Source organism: Actinophytocola gossypii (assembly GCF_025165815.1).
Taxonomy (GTDB): domain Bacteria; phylum Actinomycetota; class Actinomycetes; order Mycobacteriales; family Pseudonocardiaceae; genus Actinophytocola; species Actinophytocola gossypii.
In genome coordinates this window covers 249,483-270,846 of record NZ_JAFFZE010000017.1, presented here as the reverse complement: position 1 = coordinate 270,846, position 21,364 = coordinate 249,483, and the positions used below count along the sequence as shown (strand labels likewise).

16 protein-coding genes are annotated in these 21,364 nt (G+C 73.2%); 7 read left to right on the top strand and 9 right to left on the bottom strand.

What is annotated here, in order from left to right; translation table 11 throughout:
• Positions 1-14 precede the first annotated feature (14 nt).
• From JT362_RS24825 to JT362_RS24815, 3 genes are all read left to right on the top strand, one after another.
• Positions 15-3,845, top strand: a complete 3,831-nt coding sequence (locus JT362_RS24825) for an ABC transporter ATP-binding protein (protein WP_311202751.1) — start codon at positions 15-17, stop codon at positions 3,843-3,845.
• A 210-nt stretch (positions 3,846-4,055) separates the two neighbouring features.
• Positions 4,056-7,853, top strand: a complete 3,798-nt coding sequence (locus tag JT362_RS24820) for a multifunctional oxoglutarate decarboxylase/oxoglutarate dehydrogenase thiamine pyrophosphate-binding subunit/dihydrolipoyllysine-residue succinyltransferase subunit (RefSeq protein WP_375546554.1) — start codon at positions 4,056-4,058, stop codon at positions 7,851-7,853.
• Between the two features lie 2 nt (positions 7,854-7,855).
• Positions 7,856-8,032, top strand: a complete 177-nt coding sequence (locus JT362_RS24815; RefSeq protein ID WP_260194107.1) for a DUF6104 family protein — start codon at positions 7,856-7,858, stop codon at positions 8,030-8,032.
• A gap of 84 nt (positions 8,033-8,116) precedes the next feature.
• On the opposite strand, the gene JT362_RS24810 is transcribed toward JT362_RS24815, so the two are convergent.
• Positions 8,117-9,109: an aldo/keto reductase gene (locus JT362_RS24810; RefSeq protein WP_260194106.1), complete on the bottom strand. Its 993-nt coding sequence runs from the start codon at positions 9,107-9,109 to the stop codon at positions 8,117-8,119.
• A 48-nt stretch (positions 9,110-9,157) separates the two neighbouring features.
• Between JT362_RS24810 and JT362_RS24805 the strand changes: the two genes are divergently transcribed.
• The 4 genes from JT362_RS24805 to JT362_RS24790 are packed head-to-tail and all read left to right on the top strand — an operon-like array spanning position 9,158 to position 12,781.
• Complete coding sequence (locus JT362_RS24805) at positions 9,158-11,173, top strand: glycogen debranching N-terminal domain-containing protein (protein ID WP_260194105.1); 2,016 nt, start codon at positions 9,158-9,160, stop codon at positions 11,171-11,173.
• A gap of 5 nt (positions 11,174-11,178) precedes the next feature.
• Positions 11,179-12,354 (top strand): alpha/beta hydrolase family protein, encoded by a 1,176-nt coding sequence (locus JT362_RS24800; RefSeq protein ID WP_260194104.1) that lies wholly within the window; start codon positions 11,179-11,181, stop codon positions 12,352-12,354.
• 17 nt (positions 12,355-12,371) lie between these two features.
• The gene (locus JT362_RS24795) at positions 12,372-12,548 is read left to right on the top strand and encodes a hypothetical protein (RefSeq protein WP_260194103.1); all 177 of its coding nucleotides are present in this window, start codon (positions 12,372-12,374) and stop codon (positions 12,546-12,548) included.
• A 38-nt stretch (positions 12,549-12,586) separates the two neighbouring features.
• A complete protein-coding gene (locus tag JT362_RS24790; RefSeq protein ID WP_260194102.1) occupies positions 12,587-12,781 on the top strand; it encodes a hypothetical protein in 195 nt (64 codons plus the stop codon).
• Here the strand turns inward: JT362_RS24790 and JT362_RS24785 are convergent.
• From JT362_RS24785 to hutH, 8 genes are read right to left on the bottom strand one after another with little or no spacing between them, the layout of a single operon-like run.
• Entirely contained in the window at positions 12,778-13,116 is a 339-nt protein-coding gene (locus JT362_RS24785) for a hypothetical protein (protein WP_260194101.1), read from the bottom strand. The genes JT362_RS24790 and JT362_RS24785 overlap by 4 nt on opposite strands.
• A complete protein-coding gene (locus tag JT362_RS24780) occupies positions 13,113-14,240 on the bottom strand; it encodes a WXG100-like domain-containing protein (protein ID WP_260194100.1) in 1,128 nt (375 codons plus the stop codon). Before JT362_RS24780 ends, JT362_RS24785 begins: the two co-directional genes overlap by 4 nt.
• 3 nt (positions 14,241-14,243) lie before the next feature.
• Positions 14,244-14,522 (bottom strand): YbaB/EbfC family nucleoid-associated protein, encoded by a 279-nt coding sequence (locus JT362_RS24775; RefSeq protein WP_260194099.1) that lies wholly within the window; start codon positions 14,520-14,522, stop codon positions 14,244-14,246.
• A gap of 58 nt (positions 14,523-14,580) precedes the next feature.
• Positions 14,581-15,723 (bottom strand): imidazolonepropionase, encoded by a 1,143-nt coding sequence (gene hutI, locus JT362_RS24770; RefSeq protein WP_260194098.1) that lies wholly within the window; start codon positions 15,721-15,723, stop codon positions 14,581-14,583.
• Positions 15,720-17,009 carry a formimidoylglutamate deiminase gene (locus tag JT362_RS24765; protein WP_260194097.1) on the bottom strand — a complete coding sequence of 430 codons (1,290 nt, stop codon included), beginning with the start codon at positions 17,007-17,009 and terminating at the stop codon, positions 15,720-15,722. The genes hutI and JT362_RS24765 overlap by 4 nt, the downstream gene beginning before the upstream one ends.
• The gene (locus JT362_RS24760; protein ID WP_260194095.1) at positions 17,006-18,199 is read right to left on the bottom strand and encodes an allantoate amidohydrolase; all 1,194 of its coding nucleotides are present in this window, start codon (positions 18,197-18,199) and stop codon (positions 17,006-17,008) included. Before JT362_RS24760 ends, JT362_RS24765 begins: the two co-directional genes overlap by 4 nt.
• A complete protein-coding gene (gene hutU / locus JT362_RS24755) occupies positions 18,192-19,853 on the bottom strand; it encodes a urocanate hydratase (RefSeq protein WP_260194094.1) in 1,662 nt (553 codons plus the stop codon). The genes JT362_RS24760 and hutU overlap by 8 nt, the downstream gene beginning before the upstream one ends.
• Complete coding sequence (hutH, locus tag JT362_RS24750; RefSeq protein ID WP_260194093.1) at positions 19,850-21,352, bottom strand: histidine ammonia-lyase; 1,503 nt, start codon at positions 21,350-21,352, stop codon at positions 19,850-19,852. Before hutH ends, hutU begins: the two co-directional genes overlap by 4 nt.
• Positions 21,353-21,364 lie beyond the last annotated feature (12 nt).

Below are 21,364 nucleotides of genomic sequence, written 5' to 3'. Positions count from 1 at the left end.
CTAGTCTGGATCTCGTGCCAGAGAACCCGACCTCCCCCGGCTGGATCCGCCGGCTGTCCGCCGCCTGTTGGCGACACCGCCGGCTGGTCGTGCTGTCCATCGTCTCCTCGGTCATCGGCGTCGGCTTCCAGGCCGCCGGCCCGCTGCTGGTCAAGTTCGTCGTCGACGACGCCGTCGCCGGCAGCACCGAGCAGCTGGGCTGGCTGGTCGCCGCGCTCGTCCTGATGGAGCTGTCCACGTTCGCCACCGCGTTCGTGCGGCGGTACCTGGGCGGGCGCCTGGCCCTCGACGTGCAACACGACCTGCGCCAGCGGGTGTTCGCCTCCGTCCAACGGCTCGACGGCGCCAAACAGGACACCCTGCGCACCGGCCAGGTGGTGTCCCGCTCGATCACCGACCTGCAGCTCGTGCAGGGCCTGCTGATGATGGTGCCGCTGTCGATCGGCACGGTCGTGTTCGCGCTGTGCGCGCTCGGCGCGATGCTGTGGCTGTCCCCGCTGCTCACCCTGATCGCGTTCGTGGTCACCCCGGTGGTGGCGATCGTCGCGGTGCACAGCAGGCGCACCCTGTTCCCGGCCTCGTGGTCGGCGCAGCAGCGCGCCGCCGACCTCGCCCAGCACGTCGAGGAGACGGTCACCGGCGTGCGGGTGGTCAAGGGCTTCGGGCAGGAGGCCAGGGAGATCAACCGGCTCGACCGGGCCGCCCGCGCGCTGTTCGGCGAGCGGATGCGCACCGCGGCGCTCACCTCCCGGCCCGCGGCCACGATGGTCGCGATGCCGGCCGCCGGGCAGGTCGCGGTGCTCGCCCTCGGCGGGTTCCTCGCGCTGCACGGGCAGGTCACGCTCGGCACGTTCCTGGCCTTCGCGACCTACGTGGCCAACCTGGTCGGCCCCACCCGGCTGCTGTCCAGCCTGCTGATCAACGTGCAGCTGGCGCGCGCGGGCGTCGAGCGGGTCTACGAGCTGATCGACTCGCACCCGACGGTCGCCGACAAACCGGACGCGGTCGACGTGCCGGACGGTCCGGTCGACGTGCGGCTCGACGGCGTCCGGTTCGGCTACACCCGCAGCGAGCCGGTGCTCGACGGCGTCGACCTGCACGTCCGGCCGGGCGAGACGCTGGCCCTGGTCGGCACCGCGGGTTCCGGCAAGTCGACGGTGTCGCTGCTGCTGCCCCGGTTCTACGACGTGCACGAGGGCGCGGTCACCATCGCCGGGGTCGACGTGCGCGACCTGCGGACGGCGTCGCTGCGCGGCACGGTCGGGGTGGTGTTCGAGGAGGCGTTCCTGTTCTCCGACACCGTGCGCGCCAACATCGCCTACGGCCGCCCGGACGCCACCGACGAGGAGGTCCGGGCCGCGGCGCGCGCCGCCCAGGCCGACGGGTTCGTCACCGCGCTGCCCGACGGCTACGACACCGTCGTCGGCGAACGCGGGCTGACCCTGTCCGGCGGGCAGCGGCAGCGGGTGGCGCTGGCCCGCGCGATGCTGTCCGACCCGAGGGTGCTGGTACTCGACGACGCCACCTCCGCCGTCGACACGGCCACCGAGGCCGCCATCCACGACACGCTGCGCTCGGTCACCCGCGACCGCACCACGCTGCTGATCGCGCACCGCCGCTCCACGCTGTCCCTGGCCGACCGGATCGCCGTGCTCGACAAGGGCCGCGTGGTCGACACCGGCACCCACGACGAACTCGTCACCCGCTGCGAGCTGTACCGGGCGCTGCTGGCCGGCCCGGGCGAGGCCATCGAGGACCCGACCCGCCGCGCCACCACCGACCTCACCCCCGGCCCGGACGGCTGGACCCCGGCCCTGTGGCCGGAACCGGACCCCGACCCCGACTCACCGGACGGCCACCGCCCCGACGGGACCAGACCGCCGACCATCGCCGTCGGCGCGCCGCGCGGCGGCCGGGGCCGGGTGACCGGCGGGGGTGTGGGCGGCGCGCTCCCCAACCTCCCGCCGACCCCCGAACTGCTCGCCCAGGTACGTGCCCTCCCGCCCGCCGACGAGCGCCCCCGGCTCGGCGGCGAGGACCCGACCGCGCCCGACCCGCGCTTCCGGCTGCGCAAGCTCCTGCGCCTGGTCCGCGGCCCCCTCGTCGTCGTCGCCACGCTGGTGATCCTCGACGCGGTGCTCACCATCGCCCTGCCCACCCTGATCCGCACCGGCGTCGACGACGGCGTGCTGACCGGCAGCGAGGCCGCGCTGTGGACGGTCACCGCGATCGCGGCCGTGCTGGTCGCCGTGAGCTTCGTCAACACCGCGGTCAACACCGTGCTCACCGCCCGGCTCGGCGAACGCCTCCTCTACCTCCTGCGCGTCCGCAGCTACGCCCACCTGCAACGGCTCGGGCTCGACTACTTCGAGCGCGAGATGGCCGGGCGGATCATGACCAGGATGACCACCGACGTCGACGCGCTGTCCACATTCCTGCAGACCGGGCTCACCACCGCGCTCGCCAGCGTGCTGACGATCCTCGCCATCACCATCGCGCTGCTGGTCACCGACGCCGGCCTGGCGCTGGTGGCGCTCGCCGTCCTGCCGGTGCTCGCGGTCGCCACGGTGATCTTCCAGCGGCTCTCCACCGTCGCCTACACCCAGGCCCGCGAGCAGGTCAGCGCGGTCAACGCGGACATGCAGGAGAACGTCTCCGGCCTCCGGGTCGCGCAGGCGTTCACCCGCGAGGAGCACTCCGCCCAGGAGTTCGCGCGGCGCAGCGACACCTACCGGCGCACCCGGCTGCGGGCCCAGCGCTACGTGGCCACCTACTTCCCGTTCGCCGCGCTGCTCGCCGGGATCGCGCAGGCGGCGGTGCTGGCGGTCGGGGCGGGCCGGGTCGCGTCCGGCGACCTGACGCCGGGCGTCCTGCTCGCGTTCATGCTGTACCTGGGCCTGTTCTTCGCGCCGGTCCAGCAACTGTCCGGTGTGTTCGACGGCTACCAGCAGGCTCGCGTCGGCCTGCGCCGCATCGCCGACCTGCTGCGCACCCCGACCTCGGTCGAGCCACCGGAACACCCCACGCCGGTGCCGGCGAGCCTGGCCGGCTCGGTCGAGCTGGCCGACGTGTCCTTCCGGTACTCCGGCGCCGACCGGGACGCGGTCTCCGGCATCACGCTGACCGTCTCGCCCGGCGAGACCGTCGCACTGGTCGGGCCGACCGGGGCCGGCAAGTCGACCGTCGTGAAGCTGATCGCCCGGTTCTACGACCCGACCGCGGGCGCGGTGCTGGTCGACGGGGTCGACGTGCGCGAATACGACCCCTCCGCCTACCGCCAGCACCTGGGCGTGGTGCCGCAGGAGCCGCACCTGTTCAGCGGCGACGTGGCGAGCAATGTCGCCTACGGGGGTGACACGGGGCCGGCTGGGGTCGAGGCCGCGGTACGGGCGGTCGGCGCGCTGCCGATGGTCGCCGAGCTGCCCTCGGGCTTCCGGCAGCACGTCGGCGAGCGCGGGCAGGGCCTGTCGGCCGGGCAGCGGCAGCTGATCGCGCTCGCCAGGGCCGAGCTCGTCACCCCGGACATCCTGCTGCTCGACGAGGCCACGGCCGCGCTCGACCCGGCCACCGAGGCGGTGGTGCTCGCCGCGAGCGAGCGGCTCGCCCGGCCGAGGACGACGTTCGTGGTCGCCCACCGGCTGGCCACCGCGGCCAGGGCGGACCGGATCGTGGTGCTCGACGGCGGCCGGATCGTGGAGCAGGGCACGCACGACGAGCTGGTCGCCGCGGACGGGCACTACGCCACGCTGTGGCGGCACGGGACCACCGAGTTACCAGCGGCCGGTGGAACTGTCGACACCTCGACCGAAGATGTGTCCGATTTGGCAGGATTCGGCCGTGGCTGAACGCTTGCTCCGGACCGAGTGCGGGTACGTTCGGCAGGAGTGCGAGTATCTGGCGACAGTTCAGTGGGGGACGTCACCGACCACCCATGAGGACTAGCCTGAACATGCAGCGTTTCAGTAACAGATCGAGATAGATAGAGGCGAGTGCCTGCCGTGTCCAGCAGCAGCCCTGCGTCGCAGTTCGGCCCAAACGAGTGGCTCGTCGAGGAGATGTACGAGCAGTTCCTCGCCGACCCGTCGTCCGTTGACGACGCGTGGCACGACTTCTTCGCCGACTACAAGCCGACCCAGCGGGTCGGGAACCAGGCCAAGAGCCAGGCGAACACCGACACCGTGACCAAACCCACATCGACCGCCACCACCTCCGGCACGTCGACCCGGTCCGGTACGCCCAACGGCCAGGCCGGCGCGCCACCGAGCGGCACGTCCGCCAAGAGCGCGAAGGCCGCCGAGAAGGTCACCGACAAGGCCGCCCAGAAGGCCGCCGCCGGGACGACGGCGAAGACCGAGGGCAAGCCGCCGACGAAGCAGGCCGCCAAGGACGAGCAGCGGACCGCCCAGAAGACGGCCGAGAAGTCCGGCCAGAAGACCACGCAGAAGGCCGAGCCCAAGCCGACCGCCAAGACCGCTCCGGCCAAGACCGACAAGCCGGCCGACAAGGGTGCCGGCGACGAGAGCAAGCCGCTGCGTGGCGCGGCCGCGGTGATCGCCAAGAACATGGACATCTCGCTGTCCATCCCCACCGCGACCAGCGTGCGCGCGGTGCCGGCGAAGCTGCTGTTCGACAACCGCATCGTGATCAACAACCACCTGCGGCGCACCAGGGGCGGGAAGGTCTCCTTCACCCACCTCATCGGGTACGCGCTGGTGAAGGCGCTCGCCGACTTCCCGAACATGAACCGGCACTACGACGAGGTCAACAACAAGCCCGCCGTGGTCACGCCGGAGCACGTCAACCTCGGCCTCGCGATCGACCTGCCCGGCAAGGGCGGCGAGCGCACCCTCGTGGTCGCGTCGATCAAGCAGTGCGAGGACATGTCCTTCACCCGCTTCTGGCAGGCCTACGAGGAGATCATCCGCAAGGCCCGCAACGGCGCGCTGACCACCGAGGACTTCGCCGGCACCACGATCTCGCTGACCAACCCCGGCACCATCGGCACCAACCACTCGATGCCCCGGCTGACCAAGGGCCAGGGCGCGATCATCGGTGTCGGCGCCATGGAGTACCCGGCGCAGTACCAGGGCACCAGCGAGCGCACCCTGTTCGAGCTGGGCGTCAGCAAGATCATCACGCTGACCTCCACCTACGACCACCGGATCATCCAGGGCGCCGAGTCCGGCGAGTTCCTGCGCCGCGTGCACCAGCTGCTGCTCGGCGAGGACGACTTCTACGACGACATCTTCACCTCGCTGCGGCTGCCCTACGAGCCGGTGCGCTGGGTCGAGGACATCCCCGAGGGTGAGATCGACAAGACCACCCGCGTCATCGGGCTGATCGACACCTACCGCACCCGCGGGCACCTGATGGCCGACGTCGACCCGCTGAACTACCGCCAGCGCAAGCACGAGGACCTCGACATCCTGTCCCACGGACTCACCCTGTGGGACCTGGACCGCGAGTTCCCGGTCGGCGGGTTCGCCGGCAAGAACCGGATGAAGCTGCGCGACGTGCTCGGCGTGCTGCGCGACTCCTACTGCCGCACGGTCGGCGTCGAGTACACCTACATCCTCGACCCGACCGAGCGCCGCTGGATCCAGGAGCGCGTCGAGGTCCGGCACGAGAAGCCGCCGCAGGCCGTGCAGAAGTACATCCTGTCCAAGCTCAACGCCGCCGAGGCGTTCGAGACGTTCCTGCAGACCAAGTACGTCGGCCAGAAGCGGTTCTCACTGGAGGGCGGCGAGTCGGTCATCGCGCTGCTGGACACCGTGCTGGACAAGGCCGCCGAGTACGAGCTGGACGAGGTCGTCATCGGCATGCCGCACCGCGGCCGGCTGAACGTGCTGGCCAACATCGTCGGCAAGCCGATCTCGCAGATCTTCCAGGAGTTCGAGGGCAACCTCGACCCGGGTCAGGCGCACGGCTCCGGCGACGTGAAGTACCACCTCGGCGCCGAGGGCAAGTACTTCCGGATGTTCGGCGACGGCGAGACCAAGGTGACGCTGACCGCCAACCCGTCGCACCTGGAAGCCATCGACCCGGTGCTGGAGGGCATCGTTCGGGCCAAGCAGGACCTGCTCGACAAGGGCGGCGCCGGCTTCACCGTGCTCCCGGTCGCGCTGCACGGCGACGCCGCGTTCGCCGGCCAGGGCGTGGTCGCCGAGACGCTGAACCTGGCGCTGCTGCGCGGCTACCGCACCGGCGGCACCGTGCACGTGATCATCAACAACCAGGTCGGGTTCACCACCGCGCCGGAGCACTCCCGCTCCTCGCAGTACGCGACCGACGTGGCGAAGATGATCCAGGCGCCGGTGTTCCACGTGAACGGCGACGACCCGGAGGCGTGCTACTGGGTCGCGGCGCTGGCCATGGACTACCGGCAGACGTTCAACAAGGACGTCGTGATCGACATGGTCTGCTACCGCCGCCGCGGGCACAACGAGGGCGACGACCCGTCGATGACCCAGCCGGCGATGTACGACATCATCGACGCCAAGCGCAGCGTGCGGAAGACCTACACCGAGTCGCTCATCGGCCGCGGCGACATCTCCGTCGAGGAGGCCGAGAAGGCCCTGCGCGACTTCTCCAGCCAGCTCGAGCACGTGTTCAACGAGGTCCGCGAGCTGGAGAAGCACCCGGTCGCGCCGAGCCCGTCGGTCGAGTCCGAGCAGCAGGTGCCGGCGAAGCTGCCGACCGGGATCACCCGGGAGGTCCTGGAGAAGATCGCCGACGCGCACGTGAACCTGCCGGACGGGTTCGTCCCGCACCCGAGGGTCAAGCCGGTGCTCGAGCGGCGCGCCAAGATGGCCCGCGAGGGCGACATCGACTGGGCGTTCGCCGAACTGCTCGCGTTCGGCTCGCTGAACCTGGAGGGCCACCTGGTCCGCCTGGCCGGGCAGGACTCGCGGCGCGGCACGTTCACCCAGCGGCACGCGGTGCTCATCGACCGCAAGACCGGCCGGGAGTACACGCCGCTGCAGCACCTGTCGGGCGAGCAGGGCCGGTTCATGGTCTACGACTCGGCGCTGTCCGAGTACGCCGCGGTCGGGTTCGAGTACGGCTACTCGGTGGCCAACCCGGACGCGCTGGTGCTGTGGGAGGCGCAGTTCGGCGACTTCGTCAACGGCGCGCAGTCGGTGATCGACGAGTACATCTCGTCCAGCGAGGCCAAGTGGGGTCAGCGCTCGGACGTGGTGATGCTGCTGCCGCACGGGCACGAGGGCCAGGGCCCGGACCACACGTCCGGCCGGATCGAGCGCTGGCTGCAGCTGTGCGCGGAGGGCTCGATGACCGTCGCGATCCCGTCGACCCCGGCGAACTACTTCCACCTGCTGCGCCGGCACGCCCTCGACGGGGTGGCCCGCCCGCTGGTGGTGTTCACGCCGAAGTCGATGCTGCGCAACAAGGCCGCGGTCAGCTCGGTGGCCGACTTCACCGAGGAGTCGCGGTTCAGCTCGATCATCGACGACCCGAAGATCACCGACCCGTCGGCGGTGACCAAGCTGCTGCTGGTGTCCGGCAAGCTCTACTACGAGCTGGCCGCCGAGCGGGACAAGCGCGGCCTGACCGACGTGGCGCTGGTGCGCGTCGAGCAGCTGTACCCGGTGCCGGTCAAGCGGCTGGGCGCGGTGTTCGAGCGCTACGGCAACGTCGACGACGTCCGCTGGGTGCAGGAGGAGCCGGCGAACCAGGGCGCGTGGCCGTTCTACGGCCTGCACCTGCGGGAGCTGTTCCCCGACCTGCCGCACGTGACCCGCGTGTCCCGCCGGGTGATGGCGGCGCCGTCCGCCGGCTCCGGCAAGGTGCACGAGGTCGAGCAGCGGGAGATCATCGAGAAGGCGTTCGCGTAGCCGTGTACTTCACCGATCGGGGCCTCGAGGAGCTCGAGGACCGGCGAGGCGACGACGAGGTCACGCTGTCCTGGCTGGCCGCCAAGATGCGTGACTTCGTCGACGCCAACCCGGAGTTCGAGACCGCCGTCGAACGCCTCGCCACCTACCTGGCCCGCGACGACGACCCCGACGACTGACCCGCGAGTCGTACGTTCCCGACCGGCGAGTCGTACATTCCCGGAACGTACGACTCGCGCGACCGGAACGTACGACTCGCGGGGTTACCAGGCGTAGGCCTCGGGGGCGGGCTTGGCGCCGTTGGGGCCGGGGGGCGGGAACAGTTCGTCGAGCTTGGCGAGGGTGTCGGCGTCCAGGGTGACGTCGAGGGCGCGCAGGGAGCCTTCGAGCTGGGACATCGTGCGGGGGCCGATGATGGGGGCGGTGACGCCCTCCTGGTGCAGCAGCCAGGCGACGCCGAGGTCGGCCGGGTCGACACCGAGGTCGGCGGCGAGCTTCTCGTAGGCCTCGATGGCCTCGCGGTGCTTCTCGATGGCGTCGGCGGAGCGGCCGGAGGTGCCGCGGGACGCGCCGCCCTCGCGCTGCTTGCGCAGGACGCCGGCGAGCAGGCCGCCGTGCAGCGGGGACCACGGGATCACGCCGATGCCGTAGTGCCGGGCGGCGGGCAGCACCTCCAGCTCGATCCAGCGGGTGAACAGGTTGTAGATCGACTGCTCGCTGACCAGGCCGACGAAGTGCCGGTTCCGCGCGGCCTCCTGCGCCTGCGCGAGGTGCCAGCCGGCGAAGTTCGACGAGCCGAAGTAGAGCACCTTGCCCTGCTGCCGCAGCACCGAGAAGGCCTCCCAGATCTCCTCCCACGGCGTGCTGCGGTCGACGTGGTGCATCTGGTACAGGTCCAGGTAGTCGGTCCGCAGGCGCTTGAGCGAGGCGTCGGCGGCACGCCGGATGTTCAGCGCGGACAGGAACGTCTCGTTCGGCCAGTCGCCCATCGACCCGTAGAGCTTGGTGGCCAGCACGGTGCGCTCGCGGCGCCCGCCGCCCTGGGCGAGCCAGCGGCCGATGATGTTCTCGGTGACGCCCTCACCCTTGCGCCAGCCGTACACGTTGGCGGTGTCGAAGAAGTTGATGCCGCGCTCGTGCGCCCGGTCCATGATCGCGAAACTGTCCTCTTCGGACGTCTCCGGGCCGAAGTTCATCGTGCCGAGCACGAGCCGGGACACGGACAGGCCGCTGCGGCCGAGGTGGGTGTACTCCATGATTACCAACCTATCCCCGGAGCTACTCCAGGTCTGAGGTGAGAAGTCGTGAGCAGGGTCTTCGTCCACGAACTGGTGACCGGCGTGTGCGCCCCGGCCGCCGTGCTGTCCGCGCCGGACGGGCAGCTCCGCCCGTCCGGCGCGCAGGGCTGGCTGGTCGCCGACGTCCGGCACCTCGCGGAACTGACCGTCCTCGTCGACGGCGCCGAACCGCACCCGATCGGGCACCACCAGCCCTCGGCGGCCACGCTCCGCTTCGTCGGCGCCCTCCTCGGCCACGGTGACCCCACCGCCGATCCCACCGTCCGCCTGGAACGCCACCGCACCGTCGAACCGGACCGCCTGCGCGAGACCGTCACCCTGGTCAACGACGCCCGCACCGAGGTCGCTGCCACGCTCCAGCTCCGCCTCGCCACCGACCTGGCCCCGATCCTCGCCATCCGTTTCCCGGGATTCCCACCTCCCCGTCTGCTTCCGTCCGGCGATTCCCACGGCCGCTCACTGGCCACCTGGACCGCCGGCTCCCGCATCACCACCGCCACCGCCGACCGCGCACCGGACCGCGCCGACGCCGCCGACGACCACGTCCTCCTCGCCTGGGACCTGCGCGTACCGGCCCGCGGCCGCGCCGCCGTCACCCTCACGTTCCACGCCACCGGCGACGCCCCGCTGTTCACCGCGCCACGCTCCCGCGACCTCGCGCCCCTGCGCGTCACCAGCCGCGAGCCCGAGCTGGACCGGCTCGTCGCCACCGGGCTCGACGATCTCTCCGCGCTCCTGCTCGCCGACCCCGACACCCCCGACGACCGGTTCGCCGGCGCCGGCACGCCCTGGTACTTCACCCTGTTCGGCCGCGACTCGCTCTGGGCCGCCCGTTTCGCCCTCCCGCTCGGCACCGACCTCGCCCTCGGCACCCTGCGCACCCTCGCCCGCCGGCAGGGCACCCGGCACGACCGGGAGACCGCCGAGCAGCCGGGCAAGGTCCCGCACGAGCTCCGGCAGGTCCCCGCCGGACTCGACCGGCACGCCGGTCTGCCGCCCACCTACTACGGCACCATCGACGCCACCCCGCTGTGGATCAGCCTGCTGCACGACGCCTGGCGCTGGGGCCTGCCCGCCGCCGACGTCGAACCGCTGCTCGACCCGCTCGCCCGCGCGCTCGACTGGATCCTCGCGCACGGGAACGGCTTCCTCGCCTACCACGACGAGTCCGGCACCGGGCTGGCCAACCAGGGCTGGAAGGACTCCGCCGACGCCGTCCAGGACAGCGCGGGCGTCCTCGCCACCCCGCCGATCGTGCTGTCCGAGGCGCAGGCCTACGCGCACCGCGCCGCGCTGGACGCCGCCACGCTGCTGGACGCCTTCGGCCGGCCCGGCGCGGCGGCGGCTCGCGCGTTCGCCGACGGGCTGCGCACCCGGTTCCGGGAGTCGTTCTGGGTGGACGGCTTCCCCGCGCTCGCGCTCGACGGCACCGGGCGCCCGGTGGACACGCTCGCCTCGAACCTCGGGCACCTGCTCGGCACCGGGCTGCTGTCGACCGCCGAGGAGTCCACTGTGGCCGGTCGGATCGCCGCGTTGGACAGCGGGTTCGGGCTGCGCACGATGGATCCGCGGCACCCGTACTTCAACCCGGTCGGCTACCACACCGGCTCGGTCTGGCCGCACGACACCGCGATCGCCGTCGACGGCCTCGCCCGCGCCGGCCACCCGGAGACCGCCGCGTCGCTCGCGCACGGCCTGGTCCGGGCCGGCACCCGGTTCGCCCACCGGCTGCCCGAGCTGTACGGCGGCTGGCCGGACGCACTGCTGGACTACCCGGCCGCGTGCCGCCCGCAGGCGTGGTCGGCGGCGTCGGCGTTCGTGCTGGTGCGCGCCGCGCTGGGGTTGACCGCCGACGTGCCGGCCGGGCGACTGACCGTGGCGCCGTCGCCCGCGTTCGCCGCGTGGTTCCCGCTGCGCGTCGAGGGCCTGTCGGTCGGCGGGCACGCGCTGACCGTCGAGGTGGACCGGGACGGCAGGGCGACGGTGGCCTCCAGCGGCCCGTTGGAGGTCGTGCGAGACTGATCGACATGCGAGCCGTCGGGGTGTTGTTGCTGCTGTCCATGCTGGTCTCCGCACCGGGAGCGGCCGCGGCCGAAGATCAACGGGTCCACCTGCCGGAACCGGCGGGCCCGCTCCCCACGGCGACGACGGTGCTGCACCTGACCGACGCCGACCGCGTCGACGCCCTGGACCCGGACGGCGGCCCGCGTGAGCTGATGGCGCAGGTCTGGTACCCGAGGCTCCCGGTCGGCGACGCCCCGCTCGCGCCGTACGCGCCACCGAAGGAGGCCGCCGCGCTGCAGGCGTTCTACCCGGTGCCGCCCGGCGCGTTCGAGGGCGCGCCGACCAACAGCGCGCTGGACGCGCCCGCGATCCCCGGCGACTTCCCGGTCGTGCTGTTCGCCCACGGCCTGTGCGCCGGCCGCACCGACACGACCGCGGTCAACGAGCACCTGGCGAGCCTCGGCTACGTCGTGGTGGCGCTGGGCGCGACCCACGAGTCCAACCAGGTCGAGTTCCCGGACGGCCGGTTGGTCGGCACCGCGGACCCCGCGTTCTGCACCGCCGCCCAGGCACCGGACGACCCGGCGAACGCCGCGATCCTCGAGCGGCTGCAACGGGTCCGGGTCGCCGACGTGCGGTTCACCCTGGACGAGCTCGCGGCGCTGGACGGCGGGGACGTGCCGTGGGGGCTGCCCGGCGCGCTCGACCTGGATCGGGTGGGCATCTACGGCCACTCGTTCGGCGGCTCCACCGCCGCGCAGGCGCTGGCCGACGACCCGCGCCTGGACGCCGGTATCGACCTCGACGGCCTGATCGCCGGGCCCGTGCGGCACACCGGCCTGGCGAAGCCGTTCCTCGTGGTCGGCTCCGACTACCACCACACGTCGGTCAAGGATCCCAGCTGGGACGACTTCCTGCCGAAGCTGACCGGCTGGAACCGGTGGCTGCGGTTCGTCGACGCCGGGCACTACCGGTTCGTCGACCTCGGCGGCAGCACCGACCGCTGGAACCTCAAGGAGGCCATGCCGCCGGAGACGTGGACGTCGGTCTTCGGCGACATCGACCCGCAGCGGTCCCAGCAGCTGCTGCTCGACTTCACCACCGCGTTCTTCGACAGGTTCCTGCGCGACCGCGAGGCGCCGATCCTGGACGGCCCGTCGGCGGCGTACCCGGAGGTGGAGTTCCGCGCCACGGACTGACCCGCGACAATGCCGGGGTGGCCGACACCGAACCGACCGACGAGTGGCTCCCGCTCGACGCCAACCCCCACGCGGACGACAAGCGTGACGTCCTCGACCCGACCGGCGAGGGCCAGCCGTTCCGCCGGCTGATCCTGATCGCACTGGGCGTCGGCGTGCTGGCGGTGCTCCTGGTCGTGTGGCTGGTCGTCTGACCTGCGGGTGGGCCGCCGTCGGTGGTTGTATGGCAGACATGACGGACGACACGCCGCCCCCTGGCCGGAGGACACCGGATCCGGTGCTGTTCGGCACGGACCCGTTTCCCGAGCCGCCAGGCCTGTTCGAGGACGAGGAGCCGACCTACCGCCGCCCGCGCTGGCCGATGGTGGTCACGATCCTGCTGATCGTGATGGTCCTGGTCGGCGGCATGGGCATCTGGGTCTTCTAGCGCGGCCCCAGCATCGGCGGCTTGCCGTTGATCGCGGCCGCGCCGCGTTCGTCGGCCGCGCGGTACTCCGCCGCGCCGGCCCGGCCGGCGGTGGTCAGCGTGGTGAACGACCTGGGCAGGTTGTCCGCCGCGCGGAACGCGGCGCCGCTGGCTGGCCCGTAGTGGATGCGGAACGACCGGGCGATCTCGTCGTGGCCGATGCCGGCCTCGCCGATGTGGACCGTCAGCCGCGCCCGCCGCCACTCGGTGTCCAGCGTGGCGCCCGTGGCGTCGAGCCGCCGGAACACCTGCTCCACCGCGTCGAGGTCGATCTCGATGAACCCGCCGGCGGTCATCGCACCTCCCTGGTCTCCGTGTGCGGGGCGGACGAGCCGGTGGTGTCGTACTCCTGGGCCGTGCCGGCGCGGTGGAACTGGGCGAGGTCGGTGTCGTAGGTGCCCGGCACGGGGACGCCGCCGAGGTGAACGGCCTTGTTCGGGTCGCCGGCGTTCCAGTTGTAGGGGTCGTGGAAGTGCGTCTGGTAGGTGACCTCGACCCTCGGCGTGCCGCCGGGGTCGGTCGGGGGGAGCACGGTGGCGACACCGGTGACCGAGTGCTGCACGTGCCCCATGGCGACGTGCCAGTTCAGGTCGTGACCGGGCGTGATGTTGAACTTCTCCGACCAGTCGGACGAGAAGGGGATCGGGCGGCCGTAGTCGCCGTTCGCGACCGCCTGGTCGGTGACCCGACGCAGCTCGGCGTTCAGCTGCTCGTCCACCTTCGTGCCCAGCTCCGGGACGGCGGCGATGACCTCGTCGGGGTCGACGTCCATGGTGGTGCCGGTACCGTCCAGGTAGTGCGCCAGGCGTTCGGCCCCGTCCGGCATCAGGGGCAGCGCGCCCGCCGCGGCCACGTCGTACAGCGGCTCCGTCGCGTGCTGGTCGAGCGTGTTCGGGTCGGAGCCGAACTCGCCCGCGGTGAACGAGGGCGGCGGCGGTGGCGGCGGCGCGGGGATGGCCGGGTCCGCGGCGACGATCGCCGCCGTCCGGGCGAGGATGTCGTTGACCTCGCCGGCCAGGCGCGGCACGAGCTGGAGCACGTTCACCGACAAGCCGGGGAAGTAGGCGCTGCCCTCGGCCAGCTCCCCGCCGGCGGAGATGAGAGAGCGGATCGACGTCTTGGCGTGGGTCACGGCGTCGGCGAGCCGGGTGGCCTGCGTGATCAGCCCGTCCATGCCGACCGCGGTGTCGATCGCCCAGTTCGTGGTGTGCGCGATCCGACCGCCGAACGCCTTTCCCACGTCGTCCGGCCACGCGGCCGCGAGCGGGCTCTGGTCGAACTCGGCGGCCGTCCTGACCGCGGCGGCACCCGCCCGCCAGCCGTCGGCGAGCTGGCGCACGGCGTCCTCGTTGGTCTCCGGCCAGCCGCTGAACGCCTTGACCATCCACCACAGCGGCCCGGACGGCTCGGGGATCGGCACGGGTCAGTCCTCCCGGCGGCCAAGGCGCTCGTACACCGCCCTGACCCGCTGCCCGGCGAGCGCGTGGGCCTCGCCGACCGCGGCACGGATGCGCGTGGCGAGCGCGCGGGTGTCGTGCTCGCGGTAGATCCGCGGGTCCAGCTCCAGCTCGACCAGTTCGCCGCCGCCGTTCACGGTGGCGGTGACCAGGCCGTCCGGGGAGTCGGCGCTGGCCTCGACCTCCGCGATCGCGCGCTTCGCCGCGCCGATCTCGTCCAGCACCCGGTCGACGATCGCGTCCATGACGGGCAGTGTGCGGCAGCGCACCCCGCGCATGGCCGGCGCTGGCCCGTTCCGGCCACTAGCGAACCCGCTCCCCCTTGCGCCACACCGCGTGCGTCAACGGCACGCCGGGGCGGTAGGCGAGGTGGGTGACCGACGGGGCGTCCAGCACGTGCACGTCCGCGCGGGCACCCTCGCGGAGCACGCCGACCTCGTGCTCGCGGCGCAGGGCACGCGCGCCGCCCCAGGTCGCCGCGCGGACGGCTTCCTCGACGGACATGCGCAGCTGCAGCACGGCGGTGGCCACGCAGTAGGCCATCGACGACGTGTACGACGAGCCGGGGTTGCAGTTCGACGCCAGCGCGACGGTGGCACCGGCGTCGAGGAGCGCGCGGGCGTCCGGCAGCGGCTGGCGGGTGGACAGGTCGCACGCGGGCAGCAGGGTGGCCACCGTGTCCGAGCCGGCCAGGGCGTCCACATCGGACTCGGTGAGGTACGTGCAGTGGTCGACGCTCGCCGCGCCGAGTTCCACCGCGAGGCGCACGCCGGGGCCGGGGCCGAGCTGGTTGCCGTGCACGCGCAGGCCGAGACCCCGGTCGGCGGCCGAGGTGAGGACCGCGCGGGAGGCGTCCTCGTCGAACGCGCCGGTCTCGCAGAACACGTCCGCCCAGCCGACGTGCGGGGCGACCGCGTCCAGCATCTCGCCGCGGACCAGGTCGACATAGTCCTGTGTGGACATCTCGGTCGGGACCAGGTGCGCGCCGAGGAACGTGACCTCGTCGGCAACCGACGCGGCGATGCGGGCGGAGCGCAGCTCGTCGGCGACGGTCAGGCCGTAGCCGGTCTTGGTCTCCAGGCAGGTGGTGCCCTGCGCGACGGCCTCGGCGACGTGCCGGCGCAGCACCCCGGCCAGCTCGGCGTCGGAGGCGGCGCGGGTGGCCGCGACGGTGACGGCGATCCCGCCGGCGGTGTACGGCTGGCCGGCCATCCGGGCGGCGAACTCCTCGGTGCGGTCGCCGGCGAACACCAGGTGCGTGTGGCTGTCGACCCAGCCGGGGAGCACGGCGCGGCCCTCGACGTCGACGGACTCGTCGGCGGCGGGGGCGGCCGACGCGGGGCCGACCCAGGCGACGCGGTCGCCGTCGAGCACCAGCGCGGCGCCGGTGCGCGGCGGGCCGTCGTTGGTGGTCAGCTCGCCGATGCCGGTGATGACAACACTCATGCCCAGACCTCCTCGATGGCTGCCGCCAGGTCGGCGGCCAGGGCGTGGTGGCCGTCGGTGGCGATCACGCGGCCGCTGGACACGACGGTGTGCACGTCGGCGGCGGTGGCGGTCAGGACGACCTGCTCGGGCCGGGAGCCGGCGGTGCGGGCGCTGTTCAGGTCGACGGCGACCAGGTCGGCAGGGGCGCCGGGGGCGATCCGACCCGCCGCCGGCCAGCCGAGGCTCGCGTGGTTGGTGAGCGCGGTGACCAGGTCGGCCGGGGCGATCCGGCCGCGGCGGCCGCTGCGCAGGCGTTCGCCGTGTTCGAGGGCGCGGGCCTCCAGCAGCGGGTCGACGACGGCGTGCTGGTCGCTGCCCAGCGACAGCGGCACGCCCGCGTCGAGCAGTTCCCGGGCCGGGCCGATGCCGTCGGCCAGGTCGGCCTCCGTGGTCGGGCAGAAGCACGCGCCGGTACCGGAGTCCGCCAGCAACGTGATGTCCTGTGTGGACAGATGGGTGGCGTGGACGGCGGTGGTGCGCGGGGTCAGCGCGCCGGCCTCGTGCAGCAGCTCGGTCGGGCTCAAGCCGTAGGCGCGTTGGCAGGCCTCGTTCTCCGCCGGCTGCTCGGACAGGTGGACGTGCAGCGGCCGGTCCCCCGAGGCGGCGGCGACGGCGGGCAGGTCGCCCCTCGGTACGGCGCGCACGGAGTGGATCGCGGCGCCGGTGCGGGCGTGGGCGGTGTCGCGCTGGTCGGCGATCCTGGCCGCCCAGGCGTCCACCGAGCCGTCGGAGAAGCGGGCCTGCTCGGGGGCGAGCGGGGTGTCGATGCCGCCGGCGAGGTAGCAGGTGTCGAGCAGGGTGATGCGGATGCCGACGTCGGCGGCGGCCTGGCGCAGGGCCTCGCCCATGGCGTTGGGGTCGGAGTAGCGGCCCTGCTGGGGGTGGTGGACGTAGTGGAACTCGCCGACGCAGGTCACGCCGGTGGCGGCCATCTCGGCGTAGACGGCGGTGGCGAGGCGGCGGTAGCGGTCGGGGTCGAGGCCGGCGGCGAGGGCGTACATGGCGGTGCGCCACGACCAGAAGGTGCCGCCGCCGTCGTGGGTGCGGCCACGCAGGGCGCGGTGGAAGGCGTGCGAGTGCGCGTTGGCGAACCCGGGGAACACCAGCCCCGCCAACCGGTGCGCGCCGGCGGGCGCGTGCTCCGCCGTGGACACCTCGGTGATCGTGCCGCCGTCGGTGTCGACCAGGACTCCGGGGGTGACGCCGGAGTGCAGCCAGGCCCGCTCGCACCAGTAGGCGGTCATCCGGCCAGCTCCGCGAGCACGGCGGCCAGTGCCTCGACGCCGGCCGCGCAGTCGTCCGGTTCGGCGTGCTCGGCCGGCGCGTGGCTCACGCCGGTGGGGTTGCGGACGAACAGCATCGCGGTCGGCACGCGGGCGGCGAGGATGCCGGCGTCGTGGCCGGCGCCGGTGGCGAGCACGGGGACACCGCCGAGGCTGCCGGCGAGCCGGTCGCGCAGGGCGGGGTCGAAGTGCACGGTGTCGCCGTAGGACTCCTCGGTGACGGTGACCGCGCAGCCCTCGTCGGTGGCCGCGTCGTGCGCGGCGGCGGTGATCTCGTCGACGACGGCGCGGGTGCGGGCGGTGTCGTCGGCGCGGGCGTCCAGCCAGACGTCCACAGTGGACGCGATGACGTTGGTGCCGCCGGGGTTCGGGGTGAGCCTGCCGACGGTGGCGCGGGCGCCGTCGACCCCGGCCGCGGCCTTCCTGGCGGCGAGGACCAGTGCGGACGCCGGCAGCATCGGGTCGCGCCGGTCGCCGATGAGGGTGGCCCCGGCGTGGTTGCCCTCGCCGGTGAAGCGGAACCGCCAGCGCCCGTGCGCGAGGATCGAGCCGGCCACCGCGACCGGGGCGTCCAGATCGACGAGACCCCGGCCCTGCTCGACGTGCAGCTCGACGAACGTGCCGATCAGCCCGAGCGCCACATCGTCGCGGCCGAGCCGGGAGGCGTCCAACCCGGCCTCGGTGACGGCCTCGGCGAGCGTCACGCCGTCCGGGTCGTGCAGCCGGCGGGCGGCGTCCGGGTCGATGGTGCCGGCGAGCAACCGGGAACCGAGGCACGGCACGCCGAACCGGCCGCCCTCCTCCTCGGCGAACACCACCACCGCGAGCGGCCGGGTGGGCGTGAACCCCCTGGCGCGCAGGGAGTCCACCGCGAGCAGGGCGCTGACCACGCCGAGCGGGCCGTCGAACGCGCCGCCGCCGGGCACGGAGTCCAGGTGGCTGCCGGTGACCACGGCGTCCGGACCGGGGGTGCCCCACCAGGCCCAGACGTTGCCGTTGCGGTCGGTGCGCACCGCGAGCCCGCGCCGCTCGGCCTCCTCCACGAACCACGCGCGCAGCTCCAGGTCGGCCCGGTCGAACCCGTGCCGGGAGTACCCGCCGCGCCGCGGGTCCGCCCCCACGCCGGCGATCGCCGCGAGCAGGTCAGGCATGGCGCATCGGGACCCGGACGTCGCGCTCGGCGGCCACCTCGTCGGCGCGGTCGTAGCCGGCGTCGACGTGCCGGATCACGCCCATGCCGGGGTCGTTGGTGAGGACGCGTTCGATCTTCTGCCCGGCGAGCGGGGTTCCGTCGGCGACGGTGACCTGGCCGGCGTGGATCGAGCGGCCCATGCCGACGCCGCCGCCGTGGTGGATGGACACCCAGGTGGCGCCGGACGCGGTGTTGACCATGGCGTTGAGCAGCGGCCAGTCGGCGATCGCGTCCGAGCCGTCGGCCATCGCCTCGGTCTCCCGGTACGGCGAGGCGACCGAGCCGCAGTCCAGGTGGTCGCGGCCGATCACCACCGGCGCGGACAGCTCTCCGCTGGCGACCATCTCGTTGAACCGCAGGCCGGCCAGGTGCCGTTCGCCGTAGCCGAGCCAGCAGATCCGCGCCGGGAGCCCCTGGAAGGCGACGCGTTCGCCGGCCAGCCGGATCCAGCGGGCCAGCGACTCGTTCTCCGGGAACAGGTCCAGGATCGCCCGGTCGGTCGCGGCGATGTCGGCCGGATCGCCGGACAGCGCGGCCCAGCGGAACGGGCCCTTGCCCTCGCAAAACATCGGCCGGATGTAGGCGGGCACGAAGCCGGGGAAGTCGAACGCGCGGTCGCAGCCGCCCTCCTTGGCCTCGCCGCGGATCGAGTTGCCGTAGTCGAACACCTCCGCCCCCGCGTCGAGGAACCCGATCATGGCGTCCACGTGCTCGGCCATCGAGTCCCGGGCGCGGTCGGTGAACTCGTCCGGCTTCTTTGCCGCGTAGTCCCCCCAGTCGTCCAGGTCGACACCCTTCGGCAGGTACGCGAGCGGGTCGTGCGCGGACGTCTGGTCGGTGACCACGTCGACCTCGACACCGCGACGCAGCAGCTCCGGCACGACCTCGGCGGCGTTGCCGACGACCGCGACCGACAGCGCGCGGCCCTCCTTCTTCGCCCGCTCGGCCCGCCGGACCGCGTCGTCCACATCGGACGCGATCTCGTCCAGGTAGTGGGTCTCCACCCGCCGCTTCGCCCGCGCCGGGTCGGCCTCGACGCACAGCGCGACGCCGCCGTTCATCGTGATGGCGAGCGGTTGCGCCCCGCCCATGCCACCGAGCCCGGCGGTCAGCGTGAGCGTCCCCTTGAGACTTCCGCCGAAGCGTTTGCGGGCCACCGCGGCGAACGTCTCGTAGGTGCCCTGCAGGATGCCCTGGGTGCCGATGTAGATCCACGAGCCGGCGGTCATCTGCCCGTACATCGTCAGGCCCATCGCGTCCAGCCGGCGGAACTCCGGCCAGGTGGCCCAGTCGCCGACCAGGTTCGAGTTCGCGATCAGCACCCGGGGCGCCCACTCGTGCGTGCGCATCACCCCGACCGGCTTGCCGGACTGCACGAGCAGCGTCTCGTCCTCGCCGAGGCCGGTCAGCTCGCGGGTGATGGCCTCGAAGCTGGCCCAGTTCCGCGCGGCCTTGCCGGTGCCGCCGTAGACCACCAGGTCGTCGGGGCGTTCGGCGACCTCGGCGTCGAGGTTGTTGTGGAACATCCGCAGCGCGGCCTCGGTCTGCCAGCTGCGGGCGGTCGTCGCGGTGCCGCGCGCGGCACGGACGGGTCGGGGGCCTGGGGCGGTCATGGCAGGTTTCCTTCCCGGATGAGCTGCTCGGCGGCGTGGATCTCGGGCGCGAGGTGGCGGTCGGTGCCCGGGCCAGGCACGCGTTCGCGCAGGGCCGCGACCGCGCGGGCGGTGGCGGGCGCCGGGGTGAGCGGGGCGCGCAGGTCGAGCGCGCGGGCGGCGGTGAGCAGTTCGACGGCCAGGACCGTGGTCAGGCCGTCGATGGCGGTGCGGAGCTTGCGGGCCGCCGACCAGCCCATGGAGACGTGGTCCTCCTGCATGGCGGAGCTGGGGATGGAGTCCACGCTGGCCGGCGCGGCGAGGCGCTTCAGCTCGGAGACCACCGCGGCCTGGGTGTACTGGGCGATCATGTGGCCGGAGTCGACGCCGGGGTCGTCGGCGAGGAACGGCGGCAGGCCGTGGCTGCGGGTGGCGTCGAGCATCCGGTCGGTGCGCCGCTCCGCCATGCTGGCGACGTCGGCGACCGGGATGGCGAGGAAGTCCAGCGGGTAGGCGATCGGGGCGCCGTGGAAGTTCCCGTTGGACTCCACCCGCCCGTCGGCGAGGACGACGGGGTTGTCGATGGCGGCGGCGAGCTCCCGGTCGGCGACGGTCTCCACGTAGGACACGGTGTCGCGGGCGGCGCCGTGCACCTGGGGGGCGCAGCGCAGCGAGTAGGCGTCCTGGACGCGGTTGCAGTCCGGGCCGCGGTGGCTGGCCACGATCGCGGAGCCGTCGAGCAGCGCGGCGATCCGGGCGGCGCTGTGGGCCTGGCCGGGGTGCGGGCGCAGGCGTTGCAGGTCGTCGGCGAACACCCGGTCGGTGCCGAGCAGGGCCTCCACGCTCATCGCGGCGGTGAGGTCGGCGAGGTCGAGCAGCCGGTGCAGGTCGGCGAGGGCCAGCACGAGCATGCCGAGCATCCCGTCGGTGCCGTTGATGAGCGCGAGGCCCTCCTTCTCGGCCAGCTGGAGCGGGGTGATCCCGTTGTCCCGCAACGCGTCCGCCGCCGGCCGGAGCGTGCCGTGGTCGAGCACCTCGCCCTCGCCCATCAGGGCAAGGGCGACCGCCGACAGCGGCGCGAGGTCGCCGGAGCAGCCGAGCGAGCCGTACTCGTGCACGACCGGGAGCACGTCCGCGTTCAGCAGCGCGGCCAGGGTCTCCACGGTGACCGGGCGGACCCCGGTGCGTCCGGTGGCGAGCGTCCGCAGCCGCAGCAGCATCAGCGCCCGCACCACCTCCGGCTCGACCGGGTCGCCCGCGCCGGCCGCGTGCGACCGGATCAGCGACCGCTGCAACGCCGCGCGCCGGTCGGTCGGGATGTGCCGCGTGGCGAGCGCGCCGAAGCCGGTGGAGACCCCGTAGGTCGGGGTGTCGGCCCCGGCGAGCCGCTCCACGTGCGCCCTGGTCTTCGCGACCTCGTCCAGCGCGGTGTCGCCGAGCCGCACGGGCACCCCGGCCCGCGCGACGGCGACCACCTCCTCGCGGGTCAGCGCCCCGCCGTCCACCACCACCTCACGCATTCCCCCATCCCA